Here is an 18,744-nt window from a genome sequence, read left to right as displayed (position 1 = left end):
GGTCGGCTACGCATCGTTGCCTTGGTGAGCCGTTACCTCACCAACTAGCTAATGCGCCGCGGGTCCATCTGTAAGTGGTAGCTAAAAGCCACCTTTTATAATTGAACCATGCGGTTCAATCAAGCATCCGGTATTAGCCCCGGTTTCCCGGAGTTATCCCAGTCTTACAGGCAGGTTACCCACGTGTTACTCACCCGTCCGCCGCTAACATCAGGGAGCAAGCTCCCATCTGTCCGCTCGACTTGCATGTATTAGGCACGCCGCCAGCGTTCGTCCTGAGCCAGGATCAAACTCTCCATGAAATAATGGAGCGCAGATTAAGTTCGTCACATCCTGTGACAACATCTGCATGACCTGCATCGTGCAGGCCCCTGACTACGCACATTCGCATGTGCGATTTATTTAATGAATTAACAGGTACGTTTTGTCTTGTTTAGTTTTCAAAGAACTTCGTTGCCGCTCTCAAAGCGACCACTTAAATATAACATTTATGAGACAAGCGGTCAATACTTTTTTTGAAAAAGTTTTTGTTGTTACTTTTATAAGCGACCAAAAGAAATTATAGCACATGATCTTTCTGATGAAAAGATAATATTTGAATTTGAATAGAAAAACATGCAGCCCTTTGGCTGCATGTTTTTATGATTCGTCTGCTTCCTGTTCCTGTTCTTCTGCATCGTTCTCTTCATCTTTTTCAACTAAAGCGACAGTCGCGACATGCTCTTGTTCACCTAAGCGGATAAGACGCACACCCTGAGTGACGCGGCCGGTCGTGGAAATATCTTTAATATCCATCCGAATGATCACGCCGCTGGCTGTGATGATCATTAAATCTTCTTCTCCTGTTGTTGCTTTCACTGTCACAAGAGATCCGTTATTTTCTGTGATTTTGCAGGTTTTCAGCCCTTTTCCTCCACGGCTTTGAACCCTATATTCTGAAGCCGGCGTCAGTTTTCCGTAGCCTTTTTCAGTTACGATTAGCACATGATAATCCTCTTCCAAAATCTCCATGCCGACGACAACATCGTCATCTGTCAGAGTGATGCCTTTAACGCCGGCTGCTGTTCTTCCCATTTGCCTTACATCTGTTTCAGGGAAACGGATCAGCAGACCGTTCTTCGTACCGATAATCATTTGTTTATTTCCGTCCGTCAGGCGGACGGCCATCAATTCATCCTCATCGCGGAGGCTTAAGGCGATCAATCCGTTATTGCGGATATTCGCGAATTGGGAAAGCGGCGTGCGTTTTGATATTCCGTGTTTTGTCGTGAAGAACAAATAAGACTCGTCATCAAATTCGCTTACCGGAATAATCGCGTTGATCCATTCTCCTTTTTCCACTTCAAGCAGGTTAATAATCGGAATTCCCTTTGCTGTCCGTCCGAATTCAGGGATCTCATATCCTTTCGCACGGTAAACCTTCCCTTTATTTGAGAAGAAGAGAATGGTGTCATGGGTGGATGTTGAAATCAGGTGTTCAACGAAGTCGTCTTCGTTTGTCCCCATGCCCTGAATGCCTTTCCCGCCCCGTTTTTGGCTACGGTAAGTGGAAGAAGGCAGACGTTTGATATATCCGTTATGGGTTAAAGTCACAACGATATTCTCGCGCGTGATGAGATCTTCGTCCTCAATCGTCTCAAGGCCTGATGTCACGATTTCTGTACGGCGCTCATCATTAAAGCGCTCTTTAACTTCCGTAAGCTCTTCTCGAATGATTTCAAGAACCTTTTCTTCGTCTGCTAAGATGGCTTTTAGCTCTGCAATCAACTCAACAAGGCCTTGATATTCCTCTTCGATTTTTTCGCGTTCCAGTCCTGTTAAACGCTGAAGACGCATGTCCAAAATCGCTTGGGCCTGTTTTTCGGTCAAAGAAAACTTCTCGATCAATCCGTTTTTTGCGATTTCAGCCGTTTGCGAATTTCTAATTAGGGAAATAACTTCATCAAGATGATCAAGCGCCACTCTCAAGCCCTCAAGAATATGGGCCCGCGCTTCCGCTTTGCGAAGCTCGAATGCCGTGCGCCTTCTGATCACGACTTTTTGATGGTCAAGATAATGCTCCAGACACTGCTTCAGGCTCAATACTTTCGGCTGTCCGTCAACAAGCGCCAAAAGATTAATGCCGAATGATGTTTGAAGAGCGGTCTGCTTGTACAAGTTATTTAACAGTACATTAGCGTTTGCGTCCCTTCTCAGTTCAATGACGATGCGCATTCCGTTTCGGTCTGATTCATCGCGGAGATCCGTAATGCCGTCGATTTTCTTATCGCGCACTAGATCCGCGATTTTTTCGATCAGCCTAGCTTTATTCACCTGGTACGGTATTTCCGTAATAATGATTACCGGTTTGCCGGAAGATGTTTCTTCGATTTGAGCTTTGGCTCGAAGCGTAATGGATCCCCGGCCTGTTTCATAGGCTTTCCGAATGCCGCTTCTCCCCAAGATCAGCCCTGCTGTAGGGAAATCAGGTCCAGGAATGATTTCCATCAATTCCGGCAACGTAATATCAGGGTTCTTGCTGACCGCCAAGACCCCGTCAATGACTTCACCGAGCTGATGCGGCGGAATGTTCGTAGCCATACCTACAGCAATACCGGCCGCTCCGTTGACAAGCAGGTTTGGAAATCTCGCGGGCATGACAACAGGCTCTTTTTCCGATCCGTCATAGTTGTCCTGGTAATCGATTGTGTCTTTATTGATGTCGCGCAGAATTTCCATTGATATTTTAGACATTCTCGCTTCTGTGTAACGCATGGCCGCAGCCGAGTCGCCGTCAACAGAACCGAAGTTTCCGTGGCCTTGAACGAGCATGTACCGATAGTTAAAATCCTGCGCCATTCTGACCATCGCTTCGTAAACAGCAGAATCACCATGCGGGTGGTACTTACCGATAACTTCGCCGACAATACGCGCGGATTTTTTATACGGCTTATCACTTGTCATCCCAAGGTCGTTCATCGCATACAATATTCTTCTGTGCACCGGCTTCAGACCGTCTCTTACGTCCGGAAGAGCGCGGGAAACAATAACACTCATTGCGTAATCTAAAAAAGATGTGCGCATTTCCTGACTGATATTGACTTCCTGAACTTGGGGCTTATGTTGTTCACTCATTAAAAAACCTCCCTGGAGAATCTACATGAGTTGTGTGGGAGTAGATTTGTATTTATACTCTTCAACGAATTAGGCTATTCTCCATTATATCAATAATCTTGATTTTATACACATCAAATGACTAGAGCGTCAAAGGCTCATTCTAGAAAAGACCTTATTTCAAATAAGCGAAAATAAGGTCTTACAATCATTAAATATCCAAATTCTTCACATATCGGGCATTCTCTTCGATAAAGTTGCGGCGCGGCTCAACCTTGTCGCCCATCAGCATTTCAAAGGTTTCATCCGCATCGATCGCATCTTTGAGCGTTACTTGAAGCAATGTCCGCGTTTCAGGATCCATCGTCGTTTCCCAAAGCTGTGTCGCGTTCATCTCGCCCAAACCTTTATAGCGCTGCAGGCCTGGCTTCGGATTTTGCGGAAGCTCTTTTAAAATTTCTTCGAGCTGCTGGTCATTGTACGCATACTCAACGCGTTTCCCCTGCTGTATTTTGTAAAGCGGCGGCTGAGCGATGTAGACATATCCTTGTTCGATGATCTGCCTCATGTAGCGGTAGAAAAAGGTCAGCAGCAATGTTCTGATGTGGGCACCGTCGACATCGGCATCCGTCATAATCACGACTTTGTGGTAGCGGGCTTTTTCAAGATTGAAATCTTCCCCGATTCCGGTGCCAAGTGCGGTGATCATAGAACGAACCTCATTGTTGGACAAAATTTTGTCCAGGCGTGCTTTTTCGACGTTCAAGATTTTCCCTCTCAAAGGCAAAATGGCTTGGAAATGACGATCGCGGCCCTGTTTTGCCGATCCGCCCGCAGAGTCACCCTCAACGATGTAAAGTTCGGAAATCGTCGGGTCTTTAGAAGAACAGTCAGCCAGTTTCCCTGGCAGATTTGACACTTCAAGGGCGCTTTTTCTGCGCGTCAATTCGCGCGCTTTCTTTGCAGCCATTCGTGCTCTGGCAGCCATAACCCCTTTTTCAACGATTTTTTTCGCTGAATCCGGGTTTTCAAGCAGAAATTTTTCGAGCGCTTCTGAAAATAGCGCATCTGTTATCGTACGCGCTTCTGAGTTGCCAAGCTTTGTTTTCGTCTGACCTTCAAATTGAGGATCCGGGTGCTTGATTGAAATGATCGCTGTCAACCCTTCTCGGACGTCTTCCCCGCTTAAGTTTGGATCGCTTTCTTTGAATACGCCGTTCCTTCTCGCGTAATCATTGATGACCCTCGTCAAACCGGTCTTAAAGCCGGCTTCATGCGTTCCGCCTTCATACGTATGAATGTTGTTGGCAAATGAATAAATGTTGCTGGTATAGCTGTCGTTGTATTGAAGCGCCACCTCGACGGTAATGCCGTCTTTGGATCCTTCAATGTAGACCGGCTCTTCATGAACAACTTCCCGCGAACGGTTCAAATGTTCAACATAGCTTTTAATACCGCCTTCATAGCAGTATTCATTCTTGCGTTCTTTTCCATCTCGTTTATCTTCGATCGTGATTTTGACGCCTTTTGTCAAGAAAGCGAGCTCCCGGACACGAGTGGCAAGTGTATCATAGTCGTATTCAGTCGTTTCCGTGAATATTTCCGGATCAGGCTTGAAGTGAGTGGTCGTTCCCGTCACTTCCGTCTCTCCGATGACTTTCAGATCAGCTTTCGGAACGCCCCGTTCAAATTCCTGATAATGGACTTTTCCATCTCTGTAAACCGTTACATCGAGCTCGGTTGAAAGGGCGTTAACAACAGAAGCACCAACGCCGTGCAGACCGCCTGAAACTTTATATCCGCTTCCGTCAAACTTTCCTCCGGCGTGCAAGACAGTCATGATGACTTCAACAGCGGGACGGCCCATCTTCTCGTGAATACCGACAGGAATCCCCCGTCCGTTGTCTTTTACAGTGATGCTGTTGTCTTTTTCAATTTCGACATTGATTTCAGTGCAGTAACCGGCCAATGCTTCATCGATGCTGTTATCGACAATTTCCCATACTAAATGGTGCAGACCTTTGCCGCTTGTCGACCCGATGTACATTCCGGGTCTTTTCCGAACGGCTTCCAATCCCTCTAGAACCTGTATCTGATTTTCATCGTAATTATTTTGCTGTTCCATTGCCACGCACATTCACCTACACTTTTCTTCAAACATAATAAATTTATAGTTAAGATTCTTTTATGAATCGATTTCCGGCTTGGATTGCGCCCGTTTTTTCAACGTGCTTGAGGCTAAAGGAGAAAAATAAATCGATTGTAATGTGACAACAATTGACTTCGGCGTGCTGTTAGAAGAGACAATCAGCTGTTTTTGCTTGTTTAAAAACTCTTCAACAATCGGCGATGTCTTTGCCTTGTAATCAAAAATAGCCACAATTTCACGCGTTGAGACGACAAAATCGTCACCTAAGTGGATATACAATCCCTCACCCCATTTTCTCAGTCCGATAGCGTGCCATTTTCAACTCGAAAGATTTCCGCTTCGTTTAAGGTTTTATGATCAATTCCATCAACGCTTGTCGTTGTTACGAAAGTTTGAACACGGCCTTGAATGGTGTGGAGCAAGTGAGACTGCCGATAGTCGTCCAGCTCTGATAAAACATCATCCAAAAGCAAAATCGGGTATTCTCCTATCTCTTCCTGAATCAAATCGATTTCAGCCAATTTAAGTGACAATGCAGTCGTTCGCTGCTGGCCCTGCGATCCGTAAGTCTGCACATCACGGCCATTGACGTAGAAGAGAACATCATCCCTGTGGGGACCTGACAGAGATACCCCCCGTTCTATTTCTTTATCTCTTAATTTAGAAAACGTTTCTTGATAACTATTGATCATTTTCGACAAATCGGGCGAATCTGATACGTGAAGAGACGTATGATACTTTAGCGTCAGCTCTTCCAGACCTCTTGAAATTCCGGAATGAATGGGCTGAGCCCATTTTTCAAGCTGATCGACAAACTGAAGCCGTTTCATCACAACCTTTGCTGCGAATTCCGTCAGCTGTTCCGTCAGCACGTCAAGCATCGTTTGATCGGTTTGCTTTCTCGTTTGAAGCTGTTTCAGGAAATGATTCCGTTGTGAAAGGATTTTTTGGTAAAGAGAAAGGTCATGAAGATAGACAGGTGATACTTGGCCGATTTCCATATCGAGAAACCTTCTTCTGACCTGAGGACTTCCTTTTACAAGGTTTAAATCCTCCGGCGCGAACATAATCGTGTTGACAGCCCCGACATACTGGCTCAGCTTCTGCTGTTCAATATGATTAACTTTACCTTTTTTTCCTTTTTTGGAAATCACGAGCTGAATGGGAACAGAACCGTTTTTTTTAATGACCCTGCCTTCTATTTTAGCATAGTCTTCATCCCATCGTATGAGTTCTTTATCATTTGACGTCCGATGGGATTTGGCCATCGCAAGCACATAGATCGCTTCCATCAAATTCGTTTTTCCTTGAGCGTTCTCTCCGATAATCACGTTCACTTTGTTCTCAAATTGAAGGTCAAGGCGCTCATAATTACGGTAAGACGACAATGTTAGATTTTGGATATACAATCAATACCACCTGCTTTTAGCCGACGACTTGAAATGAACCGAATCCTTCAATCGTCACCACATCTCCGACATACAGTTTTCGTCCGCGGCGGTTATCCGGCTCGTCATTGACGAGTACTTCATATTCCGATAAAAACCATTTTGCCATTCCTCCGGACTGAATGACATCCGCCAATTTCAAAAACTGGCCGAGGGTAATCATCTCTGTATCAATAGCCACCGTCTTTGTCATTATATCGACCTCTTTCAATATCACTAATATCTAATTGTACTAAAAAACAGGGAAAGAAGGAAAGGGGAAACTTGCGGTATGAACAACCAAGGCAGGGCGAGAGCGCTTTTCTCCCGAAAAAATAAGAGAAGCTGCCGGACCAGCCGGCAACTTTCTATTCCAACAAATTAATACGTCCGGACAGGAAGAATTAATTGGACGATCGAATCGTCATTCGGCGTACGGATCAGAAAAGGCCTCATAGCGCCCGTGAAACTCACGTGAATGTCCTCTCCTTCAAGAACTTTAAGGGCATCCAGCATATATTTCGGACTAAAGGATATCTTTAAGTCTTCCCCTTCAATCTGCTCGGCATTCACCGTCTCGACAACCTTTCCGATTTCCGGAGAGTTTGAAGAAATTTCGATCGACTCATTGGCGGCTGCGGAAAGTTTCACCACATTGTTTCGTCCTTCTCTCGCCAAGAGCGAAGCCCTGTCGATCGCCTGAAGAAATTCCTTTGTATTGACGATCAGGTTCGTTTTGCTTTCCTGAGGAATCAGGCGGTTTGTATCCGGATAATTTCCGTCAAGCAGCCTGGAGAAAAACAGCACGTTTTTTGTTTTAAACAGCACTTGTGTTTCGGTAATTACAATATCGACAAGCTCCTGGTGGTCATCAAGGATCTTGCTCAGCTCGGTTAAGCTTTTTCCTGGGATGACGACATTGTAAGAACTGTCTTCGTGAATGTCGAGCTTAGCTTTTCTTAGCGCCAGACGGTGACTATCCGTCGCAGTGCATATTAATTCACCGCTTGTGACATTCCAGTTTACACCTGTCAAGATTGGGCGTGTTTCTGAGGTGGACACTGCGAAAACGGTTTGGCGGATCAGGTTTTTCAGCAGATCGGTCGGAATTTGAAAAGCGTGATGCTCTTCAATTTGCGGCAAAAGCGGATATTCGCTCGCATCTAAACCGTTTAAGTTAAACTCTGCTTTGCCGGAGCGGATGATCGTTAAGTATTGATTTTGAACCTCGATTTCCACCGTTGACATCGGCAGCTTTTTGACAATTTCACTGAAAAAACGGGCTTGAAGCACAATGCTGCCGGGCTGTTCAATTGTCACGACCTCTAAATCGCCGTCTTCTTTCGGGATAAACGATTCAATCGAAATATCGGAATCGCTGCCTGTCAGAGAGACTCCTTCATCAGAGGCCACAATTTTAATACCGGTTAAGATCGGAATCGTCGTTCTTGAAGAAACGGCTTTTAACACATCTTGGACACCTTCGACTAGGCGGTCTTTTTGAATTGTAAACTTCATAATCATCCTCCTTGCAGGAATCTATTAATTATTATGTTTTATAAAAATAGCAGAAGTACTAGTAGGGGCTGTGGATTTGTGGATAAGTGTAAAAAACGAACGGAAATACAGCCTATCCACATGTGGACAGACTGTGTAAGACTATGTTCAAGTTATTCACACTTTCCCGCTCACCACTTATCTCAGCTGCTCTTTAATTTCTTTAATCTGCTGCTGGAGCTGTTCATCATCGCTCAGCAGTTTTGATATTTTCTCATGGGCATGGATGACGGTCGTGTGGTCGCGTCCGCCAAACTCTTCGCCGATCTTCGGAAGAGAAGAATCTGTCATTTCTCTTGATAGATACATAGCGATCTGCCTCGGAAAAGCTACCGATTTTGTCCGTTTCTTCGCCTTGAAATCTTCCAGCTTGATATTGAACTGCTGGCCGACAATTCTTTGGATGTCTTTGATCGTAATGACTTTCGGCTTTGAAGACGGAATGATATCTTTCAAAGCTTCGGCAGCCAGATCGGCGTTGATGTCTTTATTGATCAGGGAAGAATATGCGACAACCCTGATTAATGCTCCTTCCAGCTCCCTGATATTGCTGTCGATCTGATTGGCAATATAAAGCATGACTTCATTCGGGATATCAAGTCCTTCTGCTTTTGCTTTCTTTCTTAAAATCGCAATTCTTGTTTCCAGATCAGGAGGCGTGATGTCTGTGATCAATCCCCATTCAAAACGGGAGCGCAAACGGTCTTCAAGCGTTGGGATCTCTTTTGGAGGCCGGTCACTGGAAATGACGATCTGCTTTGTTTCTTCATGCAGCGTATTAAACGTATGGAAAAATTCCTCTTGCGTTTGTTCTTTTCCGGCTAAAAATTGAATATCATCTATCAAAAGAACGTCAACATTTCGATAGCGATTGCGAAAATCGACAGCTTTATTGTCACGGATCGAGTTAATGAATTCATTTGTAAATTTCTCAGATGACAAATAAACCACTTTTGCAGATGGATTGTGATCGATGACATAGTGCCCGATCGCATGCATTAAGTGAGTCTTTCCAAGTCCGACTCCCCCATAAATAAACAGCGGATTGTAAGCTTTCGCCGGGGCTTCGGCCACTGCCAAAGACGCCGCATGGGCGAATCGGTTTCCTGAACCGATAACGAACGTATCGAATGTATATTTGGGATTCAGCATGTTTTGCGGAAAATCAGCCGGTTCTTCTTTCGACATTTTTTTGATTGGAGACTTAGGCATAAAATCTTCTTCATTTTGATTCTGCGGAATGACAAATTTAATGCTCAATTCTTCTCCTGTCAGATCGTAGATCGTATCGGCAATCAGGTGCAGGTATCTTGATTCAAGCCAGTCTCTTGCGAACTCGTTCGGTGCGGTGATGATCAGCGTATCGCCCTGCAATGAATGGGCCTTTGTCGATTTCATCCATGTTTCAAAGCTGGGCTTGCTCAATTTTTTTTCGATCTGCCCCAAAGCTTGATTCCAAAGATCCGATATGTTTTTCATAATGGCGGTTCGTCCCTCCTTTACCAGCATATTTGCTTGTCCAACCTGTTATAGAACACAAAAAAAGAGCAAATGGATGAGTCCATTCGTTAATGAAATGTTGAAAACATATAATATAGTAGAAAAACGTCTTTTCGACACTCTTCACAAGATGTGGACAAATTACTGCACACCCTGTGAAAAAACTTTCCACAACTTATCCACAGTTTGTGGATAATGGATTGGCAGCCAATTTGTTATCAAGAGTTAAAACACAAATATAATATCAGAATAAGCGAGTGGTTGCAATGGTTGTGAGGAACTTATCCACACACTATACAAACTGTTGAAGAAATATTGTCCACAGCAGTTAGTTTTGTGAAAATGTTGTCGATAATGATTGTGGATAGAAAAAACGAGGCGAAAGATATCCACACTGGCTTTTTTTTGCTTCGCTCTTCCCATTTTCCCGCTTCCAAAAAAATCTTTTAAGCTAAAATTGAGGAAAAATGAAATTAGGCTTTCGAAGAAAATTGATATGTGTTATCCTATTATGGTGCAAAAAAGAAATGTGTGAGCGAAGTTGACAATGAACTGCTCATCCCAATATAATAAATTAGACTGTCTTTAACAGCTATTCCTCGAGGGAGGTGTCATACATGAAAAGAACATTTCAACCAAATAACCGTAAGCGCAGCAAAGTTCATGGCTTTCGCAGCCGTATGAGTTCTAAAAATGGACGTCTTGTATTAGCACGTCGTCGCCGCAAAGGAAGAAAAGTATTATCAGCTTAGGCCACTGAATAATGTCAGTGGTCTTTTTTACATAGAGGAATGACCAGGCCCATTTGCCAGCTTGTTATCGGAGTGAAAGAAGATATGAAAAAGCGAAATCGATTAAAGAAAAATGAAGATTTTCAAAAAGTATTTAAAAAAGGCAAATCGATGGCAAACCGGCAATATGTTTTATACGTGCTTCACCAGCCTGAGGCGAAAGAGTTTCGGGTGGGACTGTCGGTCAGCAAGAAAATCGGAAACGCAGTTGTGCGCAACCGGGTAAAGCGGCTGATTCGCCAGGTCATCCAGGAAGAGCGGGATCTGTTAAAACAAGAAAATGACTACATTATCATCGCAAGAAAGCCTGCAGCTGAATTGTCATATGAAGAGACGAAAAAAAGTTTGCAGCACCTTTTCAGAAAGTCGTTTGTCTACCGGAAAAAACCGAATCAGCCATCATAGTCCGGGTTAAAAAGATGTTATGGCCCTCATTTTTAAGCGCTTCCTTTAGCTCCTGAAAAATGTCGTCGCCCATTCGGGGAGAAAGATGATAAAATACGAGAAAGTATGTCTTTTTAATGGTCATAACCGAATAACACCGGTTGAAGAATGAAGATTTAGGAGGAAATATTGTTGAAGAGGCGAATTTTATTATTGTTCAGTATGATCGGCGTTATCGTGCTGTTAGCTGGATGTACGGAAATCAACCAGCCGATCACTGCAGAAAGCGAAGGGTTTTGGAACACGTATATTGTATACCCGTTGTCACAGCTGATCACGTATGTAGCAAATTTAACGAATGAAAACTTCGGACTCGCGATTATCATCGTCACGATCTTAGTCAGACTTTTAATTTTGCCGCTGATGATCAAGCAGACGAAGAGTTCGAAAGCGATGCAGGCCCTCCAGCCTGAAATGCAAAAACTTCGCGAAAAATACAGTTCTAAAGATCAAAAAACGCAGCAGAAGCTTCAACAGGAAACGATGGCTCTCATGCAGAAGCACGGGGTTAACCCGCTTGCCGGATGTTTCCCGATCTTAATTCAAATGCCGATTTTAATCGGATTCTATCATGCCATTATGAGAACGCGGGAAATCGCAGAACACAGCTTTTTATGGTTTGACCTTGGGGAGCGTGATCCGTATTTCATTTTGCCGATTCTCGCCGGTGTGTTCACATTCATTCAGCAAAAGCTGATGATGGCGGGAACAGCGCAGCAAAATCCGCAGATGGCGATGATGCTTTGGCTGATGCCGATCATGATCGTTGTATTTGCGGTCAGTTTCCCGGCGGCTCTTTCCCTGTACTGGGTAGTCGGTAACTTATTCATGATTGCTCAAACCTTCTTTATCAAAGGGCCTGATTTAAAGGCAGAGAGGCAGGAAGCGGCAGCCGGAGGAAAAAAATCCGGAGGTAAGAAAAAGTGAAGGAACTGACTGCTACTGGACGTACCGTCGATGAAGCAGTGCAATCCGGGCTTGAACAGCTGGGCCTTCATGCAGATGATGTCGAAGTCGACGTAGTTGATGAAGGAAAAAAGGGAGTATTTGGCATTTTCGGTCATCGGTCTGCAGTCGTGAACATTCGGGAAAAAATAGACCCGGTTAAAGAAGCGAAACAGTATTTGGAAAATGTAATTTCGAATATGGGAATACAAGCCCAGGTGACGGCAGAAGAGGAGTCAAAACGAGTGGTTTTTCAGTTGAAAGGCGATAAAACAGCCCTTTTAATTGGAAAAAGGGGACAAACTTTAAATGCCCTTGAAACGCTGACGCAGCTCGTGCTCAATCGTCATTCCGACAAATATATCCAAGCGGTGGTTGACGCCGAAGGATACCGCGCAAAGCGGAAGGAAACACTGGCTCAGCTTGCATTGAAGCTTGCTGACCAGGCGGCCAGGCAGAAAAAAGACATTCACCTGGAGCCGATGCCTTCCAGTGAGCGAAAGGTCATCCATGATACGCTTGCGGGCTACTCGCAGCATATCGAAACTTATTCTACCGGAGAAGACCATAACCGGCACCTTGTCATCTCATATAAAAAATAACATGAAAACCGAAGTTCCCAAAATTGGGGCTTCGGTTTTTTGCCGTTGCAAAATCGATAAATGCAGACCAAATCGGTTTAAGCTTTAGTTTTTTCGGTGTAAGCTGTTGATGAAAATGAAATTTAATTGTTATTCACATGTGGATAAGTTAAAGTAAGTAATGATGGCTTAGAACGGTTGTGGATAACGGTTCAAGTCACTTCCACTTCAATTGAAACTATGTTATCTTTAAATTTTGATTACAATAAAAGTTTTTCATCCATATACGATGTTTGGAAGATGATCCGGACAAATGGGGATAATAGATAGAGGAATGAAAAAGAGAGGTGAAAGCCATGGATACCATCGCTGCGATTTCAACGCCGATGGGAGAAGGGGCGATTGCGATCGTCCGGATGAGCGGCCCTGAGGCTCTTGCGATCGCCGATAAAGTATATAAAGGACCCCGCGGGAAAAGGCTGAGTTCCGTCGATTCACATACGATTAACTACGGTCATATCGTTGATCCCGAAACGGAAAAAGTCGTGGAAGAAGTCATGGTTTCGGTACTGAAAGCGCCGAAAACTTTTACGCGGGAAGATATTGTAGAAATCAACTGCCATGGCGGAATTGTAACCGTCAACCAGGTGCTTCAGCTCGTTTTGAGAGAGGGAGCGCGCCTTGCGGAACCGGGGGAATTTACGAAAAGAGCCTTTTTGAACGGAAGAATCGATCTTTCCCAGGCTGAGGCTGTCATGGATCTCATCAGGGCCAAAACAGACCGCGCTATGAATGTGGCCATGAATCAGATGGAAGGAAGGCTGTCTTCACTGATCAAACGGTTGCGAGCCGAGATTCTTGAAACATTGGCCCATGTTGAAGTGAATATAGACTATCCGGAATACGATGATGTCGAAGAAATGACCCATAAGATGCTGATTGAAAAGGCGACAAAGGTCAAAAAGGAAATCGAGGCGCTGCTGACGACTTCAGAGCAGGGTAAAATATTAAGAGAAGGCATCTCGACGGTTATCATCGGGCGGCCAAATGTCGGCAAATCCTCGCTTTTAAACAGTCTCGTCCATGAGACAAAAGCGATTGTAACGGACATTCCGGGTACGACGCGGGATGTCATTGAAGAATATGTGAATGTCAGGGGCGTGCCGCTGCGGCTTGTCGATACAGCCGGGATCCGTGAGACCGAAGACATCGTCGAGCGAATCGGCGTTGAACGTTCAAGACAGGTATTAAAAGAAGCCGATTTGATTTTGCTTGTCCTCAATTACAGTGAGACCCTTTCGGAAGAAGACATCAAGCTCTTTGAAGCGACGAAGGGCATGGACATCATCGTCATCGTTAATAAGACCGATCTTGAGCAAAAGCTTGATCTTGATCGGGTTCGGGAATTGGCGGGAAATCAGCCTGTCGTCACGACATCCTTATTGAAAGAGGAAGGGATTGATGAGCTGGAGGAAGCCATTCAATCGCTGTTTTTCACAGGAACGATCGAGAGCGGCGACTTGACATATGTCAGCAATACAAGGCACATCTCACTGCTGCATGAGGCGAAGCGCGCCATTACTGACGCATTGGAGGGCATCGAAAACGATGTGCCGATCGATATGGTTCAAATTGATTTAACAAGATGCTGGGAAGTTCTCGGAGAGATCATTGGCGATGCTGTACACGAAAGCCTGATCGATCAGCTCTTCTCTCAATTTTGCTTAGGAAAATAAAGGAGGAACAAAGCATATGGGCTATGAAGCAGGCCAATATGACGTCGTTGTTGTCGGCGCCGGACACGCCGGTGTTGAAGCGGCGCTGGCGTCAGCCAGACAAGGCGCAAAAACGCTTGTCTTAACGATCAACCTTGATATGGTTGCTTTCATGCCATGTAACCCGTCTGTCGGCGGACCTGCAAAAGGAATCGTCGTCCGCGAAATCGATGCGCTCGGCGGGGAAATGGCTAAAAATATCGATAAAACTCATATTCAAATGAGGCTTTTAAATACAGGAAAAGGACCTGCCGTCCGGGCGCTGCGGGCTCAGGCTGATAAATTCCAATATCAGCATGAAATGAAAAAGACACTTGAAAATGAACCGAATTTGACCATGCTGCAAGGAATGGTCGAACGCCTTCTGATTGAAGACGGGGAATGCCGGGGCGTTGTAACCCAAACAGGGGCGGAGTACCGTTCTAAGACCGTTGTTCTGACGACGGGGACATTTTTGAGAGGAAAAATCATTCTTGGCGATCTGTCATACTCGAGCGGACCGAACAACCAGCAGCCGTCCATCAAGCTGTCAGAGCATCTTGAAGAGCTCGGCTTTGACCTCGTCCGCTTTAAAACAGGAACGCCGCCGCGGGTCAACAGCCATTCGATTGACTACAGCAAAACGGAAATTCAGCCCGGCGATGAAGTGCCGCGGGCCTTTTCGTATGAGACAGTCGAATATATTACAGACCAGCTTCCATGCTGGCTCACATATACGAGCCCGGAAACGCACGAAATTATTGACAACAATCTGCATCGCTCACCGATGTATTCCGGTATGATCAAAGGAACGGGGCCAAGATATTGCCCTTCTATTGAAGACAAGGTCGTCCGCTTTAACGACAAGCCGAGACACCAGATCTTTCTTGAGCCTGAAGGGCGCAACACCCAGGAAGTCTATGTCCAGGGATTATCGACAAGCCTTCCGGAAGATGTGCAGCGAAAAATGCTTTCAACTATTCCCGGTCTTGAAAATGTGCAAATGATGCGGGCAGGATACGCGATTGAATATGATGCGATCGTACCGACTCAACTGTGGCCGACACTGGAAACGAAAAAAATTCCCGGACTCTTTACAGCCGGACAGATTAACGGAACATCAGGCTATGAAGAAGCGGCCGGACAGGGAATTATGGCCGGCATCAATGCAGGCCGGAAAGCGCTTGGCAAAGAAGAGGTCATTCTCAGCCGTTCTGACGCTTATATCGGCGTATTGATCGACGACCTTGTGACGAAAGGAACAAACGAACCGTACCGCCTGCTGACTTCGCGTGCGGAGTACAGGCTGCTTCTGCGTCACGACAATGCAGACTTGCGCCTGACCGAGATCGGCTATCAGATCGGCTTGATTTCTGAAGAACGATATCAAAAGTTCCAAGAGAAAAAAGCGGCCATTGAAGCAGAGAAAAAACGCCTTCATTCTGTTATTATCAAACCGACAAAGGAAAATCAGGAATATATCCGTTCATTGGGCGGCAGCGAGCTCAAAGACGGCATTCGCGCGACCGACCTGATGAAGCGGCCGGAAATGAATTATGAAACCGTTACTGCTCTTGCGCCGCCTGAACAAAAAGTCGCCGGCGACGTTGCTGAACAGGTTGAAATTCAAATTAAGTATGAAGGATATATTGAAAAGTCCTTGCAGCAGGTCGAAAAACTAAAGAAAATGGAAAACAAAAAGATTCCTGACAGAATCGACTATGACGCGATCAAAGGCATTGCAACGGAAGCGCGCCAAAAATTGAAAGAGGTCAGACCGCTGTCGGTCGCACAGGCCTCACGGATTTCCGGCGTCAATCCTGCTGATATTTCCATTCTGCTTGTCTACTTAGAGCAGGGACGGATTGCCAAGGTTGCGGAATAGAAAGGGTGACGGCATGAACATTGAGCAATTTACAGCCGGTTTGGAGGAGAAAGGCATCTCCCTTTCTTCCTTCCAGCTGGAGCAATTTGAGACCTATTACGAATGGCTTGTTGAGTGGAACGAAAAAATGAATTTAACCTCGATTACCGAGAAAAAAGAAGTGTATTTAAAGCATTTTTACGATTCCATCGCCGCTTCTTTTTATGTTGATTTCAAAAAGATGAACAGTCTCTGTGATGTTGGAGCGGGCGCCGGATTTCCAAGCCTTCCGATAAAAATCTGCTTTCCTCACCTTCACGTCACAATCGTTGACTCACTGAACAAACGGATTCACTTTTTGAATCAGCTGTCAGATGCTTTGAAGCTGGAAAACACAGCTTTTTACCATGACCGCGCGGAAACATTCGGAAGATCAAAAGACCACAGAGAAAGCTATGACATCGTGACGGCACGCGCTGTCGCCCGCCTTTCGGTTCTCAGCGAGCTCTGCCTTCCGCTTGTGAAAAAAGACGGTTTATTCGTAGCATTAAAAGCAGCTTCGGCTGATGAAGAAATTGAAACGGGCAAAAAAGCCATCAAAATGCTTGGAGGCAAAATTGAAACCGTACATTCTTTTCAGCTGCCAATTGAAGAAAGCGACAGAAACATCATTGTCATCAAAAAACAATCGCAGACACCGAAGAAATTTCCAAGAAAGCCTGGAACACCTAATAAATCTCCTATAGAAGGTTAAATTATTCGTTTTCTTCAAATTTCGTGATGTCACAGAAGGAAAATTCATGAGAAAATAGAATTATAAAAATGGCAGTGTTTAAAGGTGGTGTAGGTACATGAAGCATTCATTCTCTCGTCTCTTCGGACTTGGCGACAAGGAAGAAGAAGCAGAGATTGCTGAACATGATACGAATAAAGAAGAAATTCAAGAGATTCCAGTAGGCGATATAATTCCTAACCGTTTTCAGCCGCGCACCATTTTCTCAGAAGAAAAAATTAAAGAATTAGCTGCAACCATTCATACACACGGCATTATCCAGCCGATTGTCGTCAGAAAAACAGAGCGGGAAGGCCAATATGAACTCATAGCCGGAGAGCGGCGCTGGCGGGCGGTTCAAACGCTCGATTGGGAGAAGGTTCCCGCTATTATTAAGGATTTTTCAGATACGGAGACCGCTTCCGTCGCTCTAATCGAAAACCTTCAGAGGGAAGAATTATCTTCGATTGAAGAAGCGCATGCTTATGCAAGGCTTTTAGAGCTTCACGATTTGACGCAGGAAGCCCTTGCACAAAGGCTTGGAAAGGGCCAGTCAACAATCGCCAATAAGCTCAGACTGTTGAAGCTTCCGGAAGAGGTGCAGGAAGCGATCTTGAAAAAAGAAATTTCAGAGCGCCACGCAAGAGCGCTCATACCGTTGAAACAGCCCGACCTTCAAGTCAAGCTGTTACATGAAGTCATTGAAAAGAATTTAAATGTAAAGCAAACCGAAGACCGTGTCGTCAAAATGCTTGAGCAGGATAAACGCAAGCCGAAACCGAAGAGAAAAGCGTACAGCAGAGACGCGAGAATCGCGATGAATACGATTCGCCAGTCTTTATCAATGGTGGAAGACAGCGGCGTCAAACTGAATACGGAAGAAGAGGAATTTGAAGAATATATTCAGTTTACGATCCGGATACCGAAATAAAAGCTCCCTCTAGAGCTTTTATTTTTTTAGGCAAAATATCAATGGGGGAGCATCTATGGAATACTATCGACAATATCATTCTTTGCTTTTTTCAATTGCTTACCGTATGCTCGGGTCTTTGCAGGATGCAGAGGACATCGTCCAGGAATTGTTCGCAGACCTCCAGGAAAAAGATATCAGTCAAATTGACCATATTCAAGCCTATTTGACGAAATCTATCACAAACCGCTGCATAAATGAACTGCAGTCTGCCCGCAAGAAGCGGGAGGTGTATATCGGGGAATGGCTTCCTGAACCGCAGGTGGAGCTTTCAGCTCAAAGTCCGGCGGAATACGTTGAAGAAAAAGAAAAGGTTTCCTATGCGTTTTTGGTAGTTATGAGCCGGTTAAATCCTGTGGAAAGAGCCGTTTTGTTGTTTAGGGAAGTATTCGGATATCACTATAAGGAAATTTCGCCCATAATCGGGAAGTCTGAAGCGAACTGCCGTAAAATCCACAGCCGGCTGAAACAGAAGCTAAATGGGGATATTTCGGTATTATCACAGCCGGTCGAAGAACAGCAACTGGCCCGGCTTTTTATCGAATCAGCGAAAACCGGTGACTTTGAGGCGTTTTCCAAAACATTGATTGAAGATGCCGTATTGTATACGGATGGCGGCGGAAAAGTACGCAGCGCGTTGAGACCGATCTATGGAAAGAGCCGCATTTATGCGTTTTTTACGGGAGTTGTTTCAAAGGGAAGCTTTTCCGGCCACTTTATACCTGTCGATATCAACGGCCAAAAGGGCGTTTTAATCATGAAAAACAACCGCCCGGCTTACGCTGTTTGCTTTGCTTGGAACCCGGAAGGCGATTCCGTCAAAAATGTGTTTATCGTGTCAAATCCCGATAAACTGAAGCACATTAAAATATAACGTTTTCTGTCACAAACGTCGTT

General features: G+C 44.9%; 16 protein-coding genes and 1 rRNA gene. 9 read left to right on the top strand and 8 right to left on the bottom strand.

Annotation, left to right across the window (positions count from 1 at the left end; genetic code table 11):
• The 8 genes from QMZ64_RS06535 to dnaA all read right to left on the bottom strand — a co-directional run.
• Positions 1-302 (bottom strand): 16S ribosomal RNA (locus QMZ64_RS06535); the annotation flags it as partial.
• Positions 303-639: 337 nt separating this feature from the next.
• Positions 640-3,114 (bottom strand): DNA gyrase subunit A, encoded by a 2,475-nt coding sequence (gene gyrA, locus QMZ64_RS06530; protein ID WP_265625177.1) that lies wholly within the window; start codon positions 3,112-3,114, stop codon positions 640-642.
• A 190-nt stretch (positions 3,115-3,304) separates the two neighbouring features.
• On the bottom strand, positions 3,305-5,218 hold the full coding sequence (gene gyrB, locus QMZ64_RS06525; RefSeq protein ID WP_020449766.1) for a DNA topoisomerase (ATP-hydrolyzing) subunit B: 1,914 nt from the start codon (positions 5,216-5,218) through the stop codon (positions 3,305-3,307).
• Positions 5,219-5,278: 60 nt separating this feature from the next.
• Positions 5,279-5,521: an extracellular matrix regulator RemB gene (gene remB, locus QMZ64_RS06520; protein WP_243941219.1), complete on the bottom strand. Its 243-nt coding sequence runs from the start codon at positions 5,519-5,521 to the stop codon at positions 5,279-5,281.
• A 17-nt stretch (positions 5,522-5,538) separates the two neighbouring features.
• Positions 5,539-6,651 (bottom strand): DNA replication/repair protein RecF, encoded by a 1,113-nt coding sequence (gene recF / locus QMZ64_RS06515; RefSeq protein ID WP_003178089.1) that lies wholly within the window; start codon positions 6,649-6,651, stop codon positions 5,539-5,541.
• A 16-nt stretch (positions 6,652-6,667) separates the two neighbouring features.
• Positions 6,668-6,883 (bottom strand): S4 domain-containing protein YaaA, encoded by a 216-nt coding sequence (yaaA, locus tag QMZ64_RS06510; protein WP_003178084.1) that lies wholly within the window; start codon positions 6,881-6,883, stop codon positions 6,668-6,670.
• 167 nt (positions 6,884-7,050) lie between these two features.
• Positions 7,051-8,187, bottom strand: coding sequence for a DNA polymerase III subunit beta (dnaN, locus tag QMZ64_RS06505; protein ID WP_301441201.1), 1,137 nt, complete (start codon positions 8,185-8,187; stop codon positions 7,051-7,053).
• 177 nt (positions 8,188-8,364) lie between these two features.
• Positions 8,365-9,705: a chromosomal replication initiator protein DnaA gene (gene dnaA, locus QMZ64_RS06500; protein ID WP_009330034.1), complete on the bottom strand. Its 1,341-nt coding sequence runs from the start codon at positions 9,703-9,705 to the stop codon at positions 8,365-8,367.
• Between the two features lie 638 nt (positions 9,706-10,343).
• Here dnaA and rpmH point away from each other — a divergent pair.
• The 9 genes from rpmH to QMZ64_RS06455 all read left to right on the top strand — a co-directional run bounded on the left by rpmH (position 10,344) and on the right by QMZ64_RS06455 (position 18,721).
• Positions 10,344-10,478, top strand: a complete 135-nt coding sequence (gene rpmH, locus QMZ64_RS06495; RefSeq protein ID WP_003178075.1) for a 50S ribosomal protein L34 — start codon at positions 10,344-10,346, stop codon at positions 10,476-10,478.
• A gap of 84 nt (positions 10,479-10,562) precedes the next feature.
• The gene (gene rnpA, locus QMZ64_RS06490; protein WP_020453656.1) at positions 10,563-10,922 is read left to right on the top strand and encodes a ribonuclease P protein component; all 360 of its coding nucleotides are present in this window, start codon (positions 10,563-10,565) and stop codon (positions 10,920-10,922) included.
• Positions 10,923-11,087: 165 nt separating this feature from the next.
• Complete coding sequence (gene spoIIIJ, locus QMZ64_RS06485) at positions 11,088-11,888, top strand: YidC family membrane integrase SpoIIIJ (RefSeq protein ID WP_243942506.1); 801 nt, start codon at positions 11,088-11,090, stop codon at positions 11,886-11,888.
• Complete coding sequence (jag, locus tag QMZ64_RS06480) at positions 11,885-12,508, top strand: RNA-binding cell elongation regulator Jag/EloR (RefSeq protein ID WP_265625179.1); 624 nt, start codon at positions 11,885-11,887, stop codon at positions 12,506-12,508. The genes spoIIIJ and jag overlap by 4 nt, the downstream gene beginning before the upstream one ends.
• A gap of 335 nt (positions 12,509-12,843) precedes the next feature.
• Positions 12,844-14,223, top strand: a complete 1,380-nt coding sequence (gene mnmE / locus QMZ64_RS06475) for a tRNA uridine-5-carboxymethylaminomethyl(34) synthesis GTPase MnmE (protein ID WP_165428569.1) — start codon at positions 12,844-12,846, stop codon at positions 14,221-14,223.
• Between the two features lie 16 nt (positions 14,224-14,239).
• Positions 14,240-16,126 (top strand): tRNA uridine-5-carboxymethylaminomethyl(34) synthesis enzyme MnmG, encoded by a 1,887-nt coding sequence (mnmG, locus tag QMZ64_RS06470; RefSeq protein ID WP_035338138.1) that lies wholly within the window; start codon positions 14,240-14,242, stop codon positions 16,124-16,126.
• Positions 16,127-16,139: 13 nt separating this feature from the next.
• Entirely contained in the window at positions 16,140-16,859 is a 720-nt protein-coding gene (gene rsmG, locus QMZ64_RS06465) for a 16S rRNA (guanine(527)-N(7))-methyltransferase RsmG (RefSeq protein ID WP_165428567.1), read from the top strand.
• A gap of 97 nt (positions 16,860-16,956) precedes the next feature.
• Entirely contained in the window at positions 16,957-17,808 is an 852-nt protein-coding gene (noc, locus tag QMZ64_RS06460) for a nucleoid occlusion protein (RefSeq protein WP_145653701.1), read from the top strand.
• Positions 17,809-17,863: 55 nt separating this feature from the next.
• Complete coding sequence (locus QMZ64_RS06455; RefSeq protein WP_265625180.1) at positions 17,864-18,721, top strand: RNA polymerase sigma-70 factor; 858 nt, start codon at positions 17,864-17,866, stop codon at positions 18,719-18,721.
• Positions 18,722-18,744: the final 23 nt, after the last annotated feature.

This window comes from Bacillus sp. LB7 (assembly GCF_030449715.1).
Lineage (GTDB): Bacteria > Bacillota > Bacilli > Bacillales > Bacillaceae > Bacillus > Bacillus paralicheniformis.
Note: the sequence above shows the minus strand (reverse complement) of the source record. Positions and strands in the feature narration are given on the sequence as shown.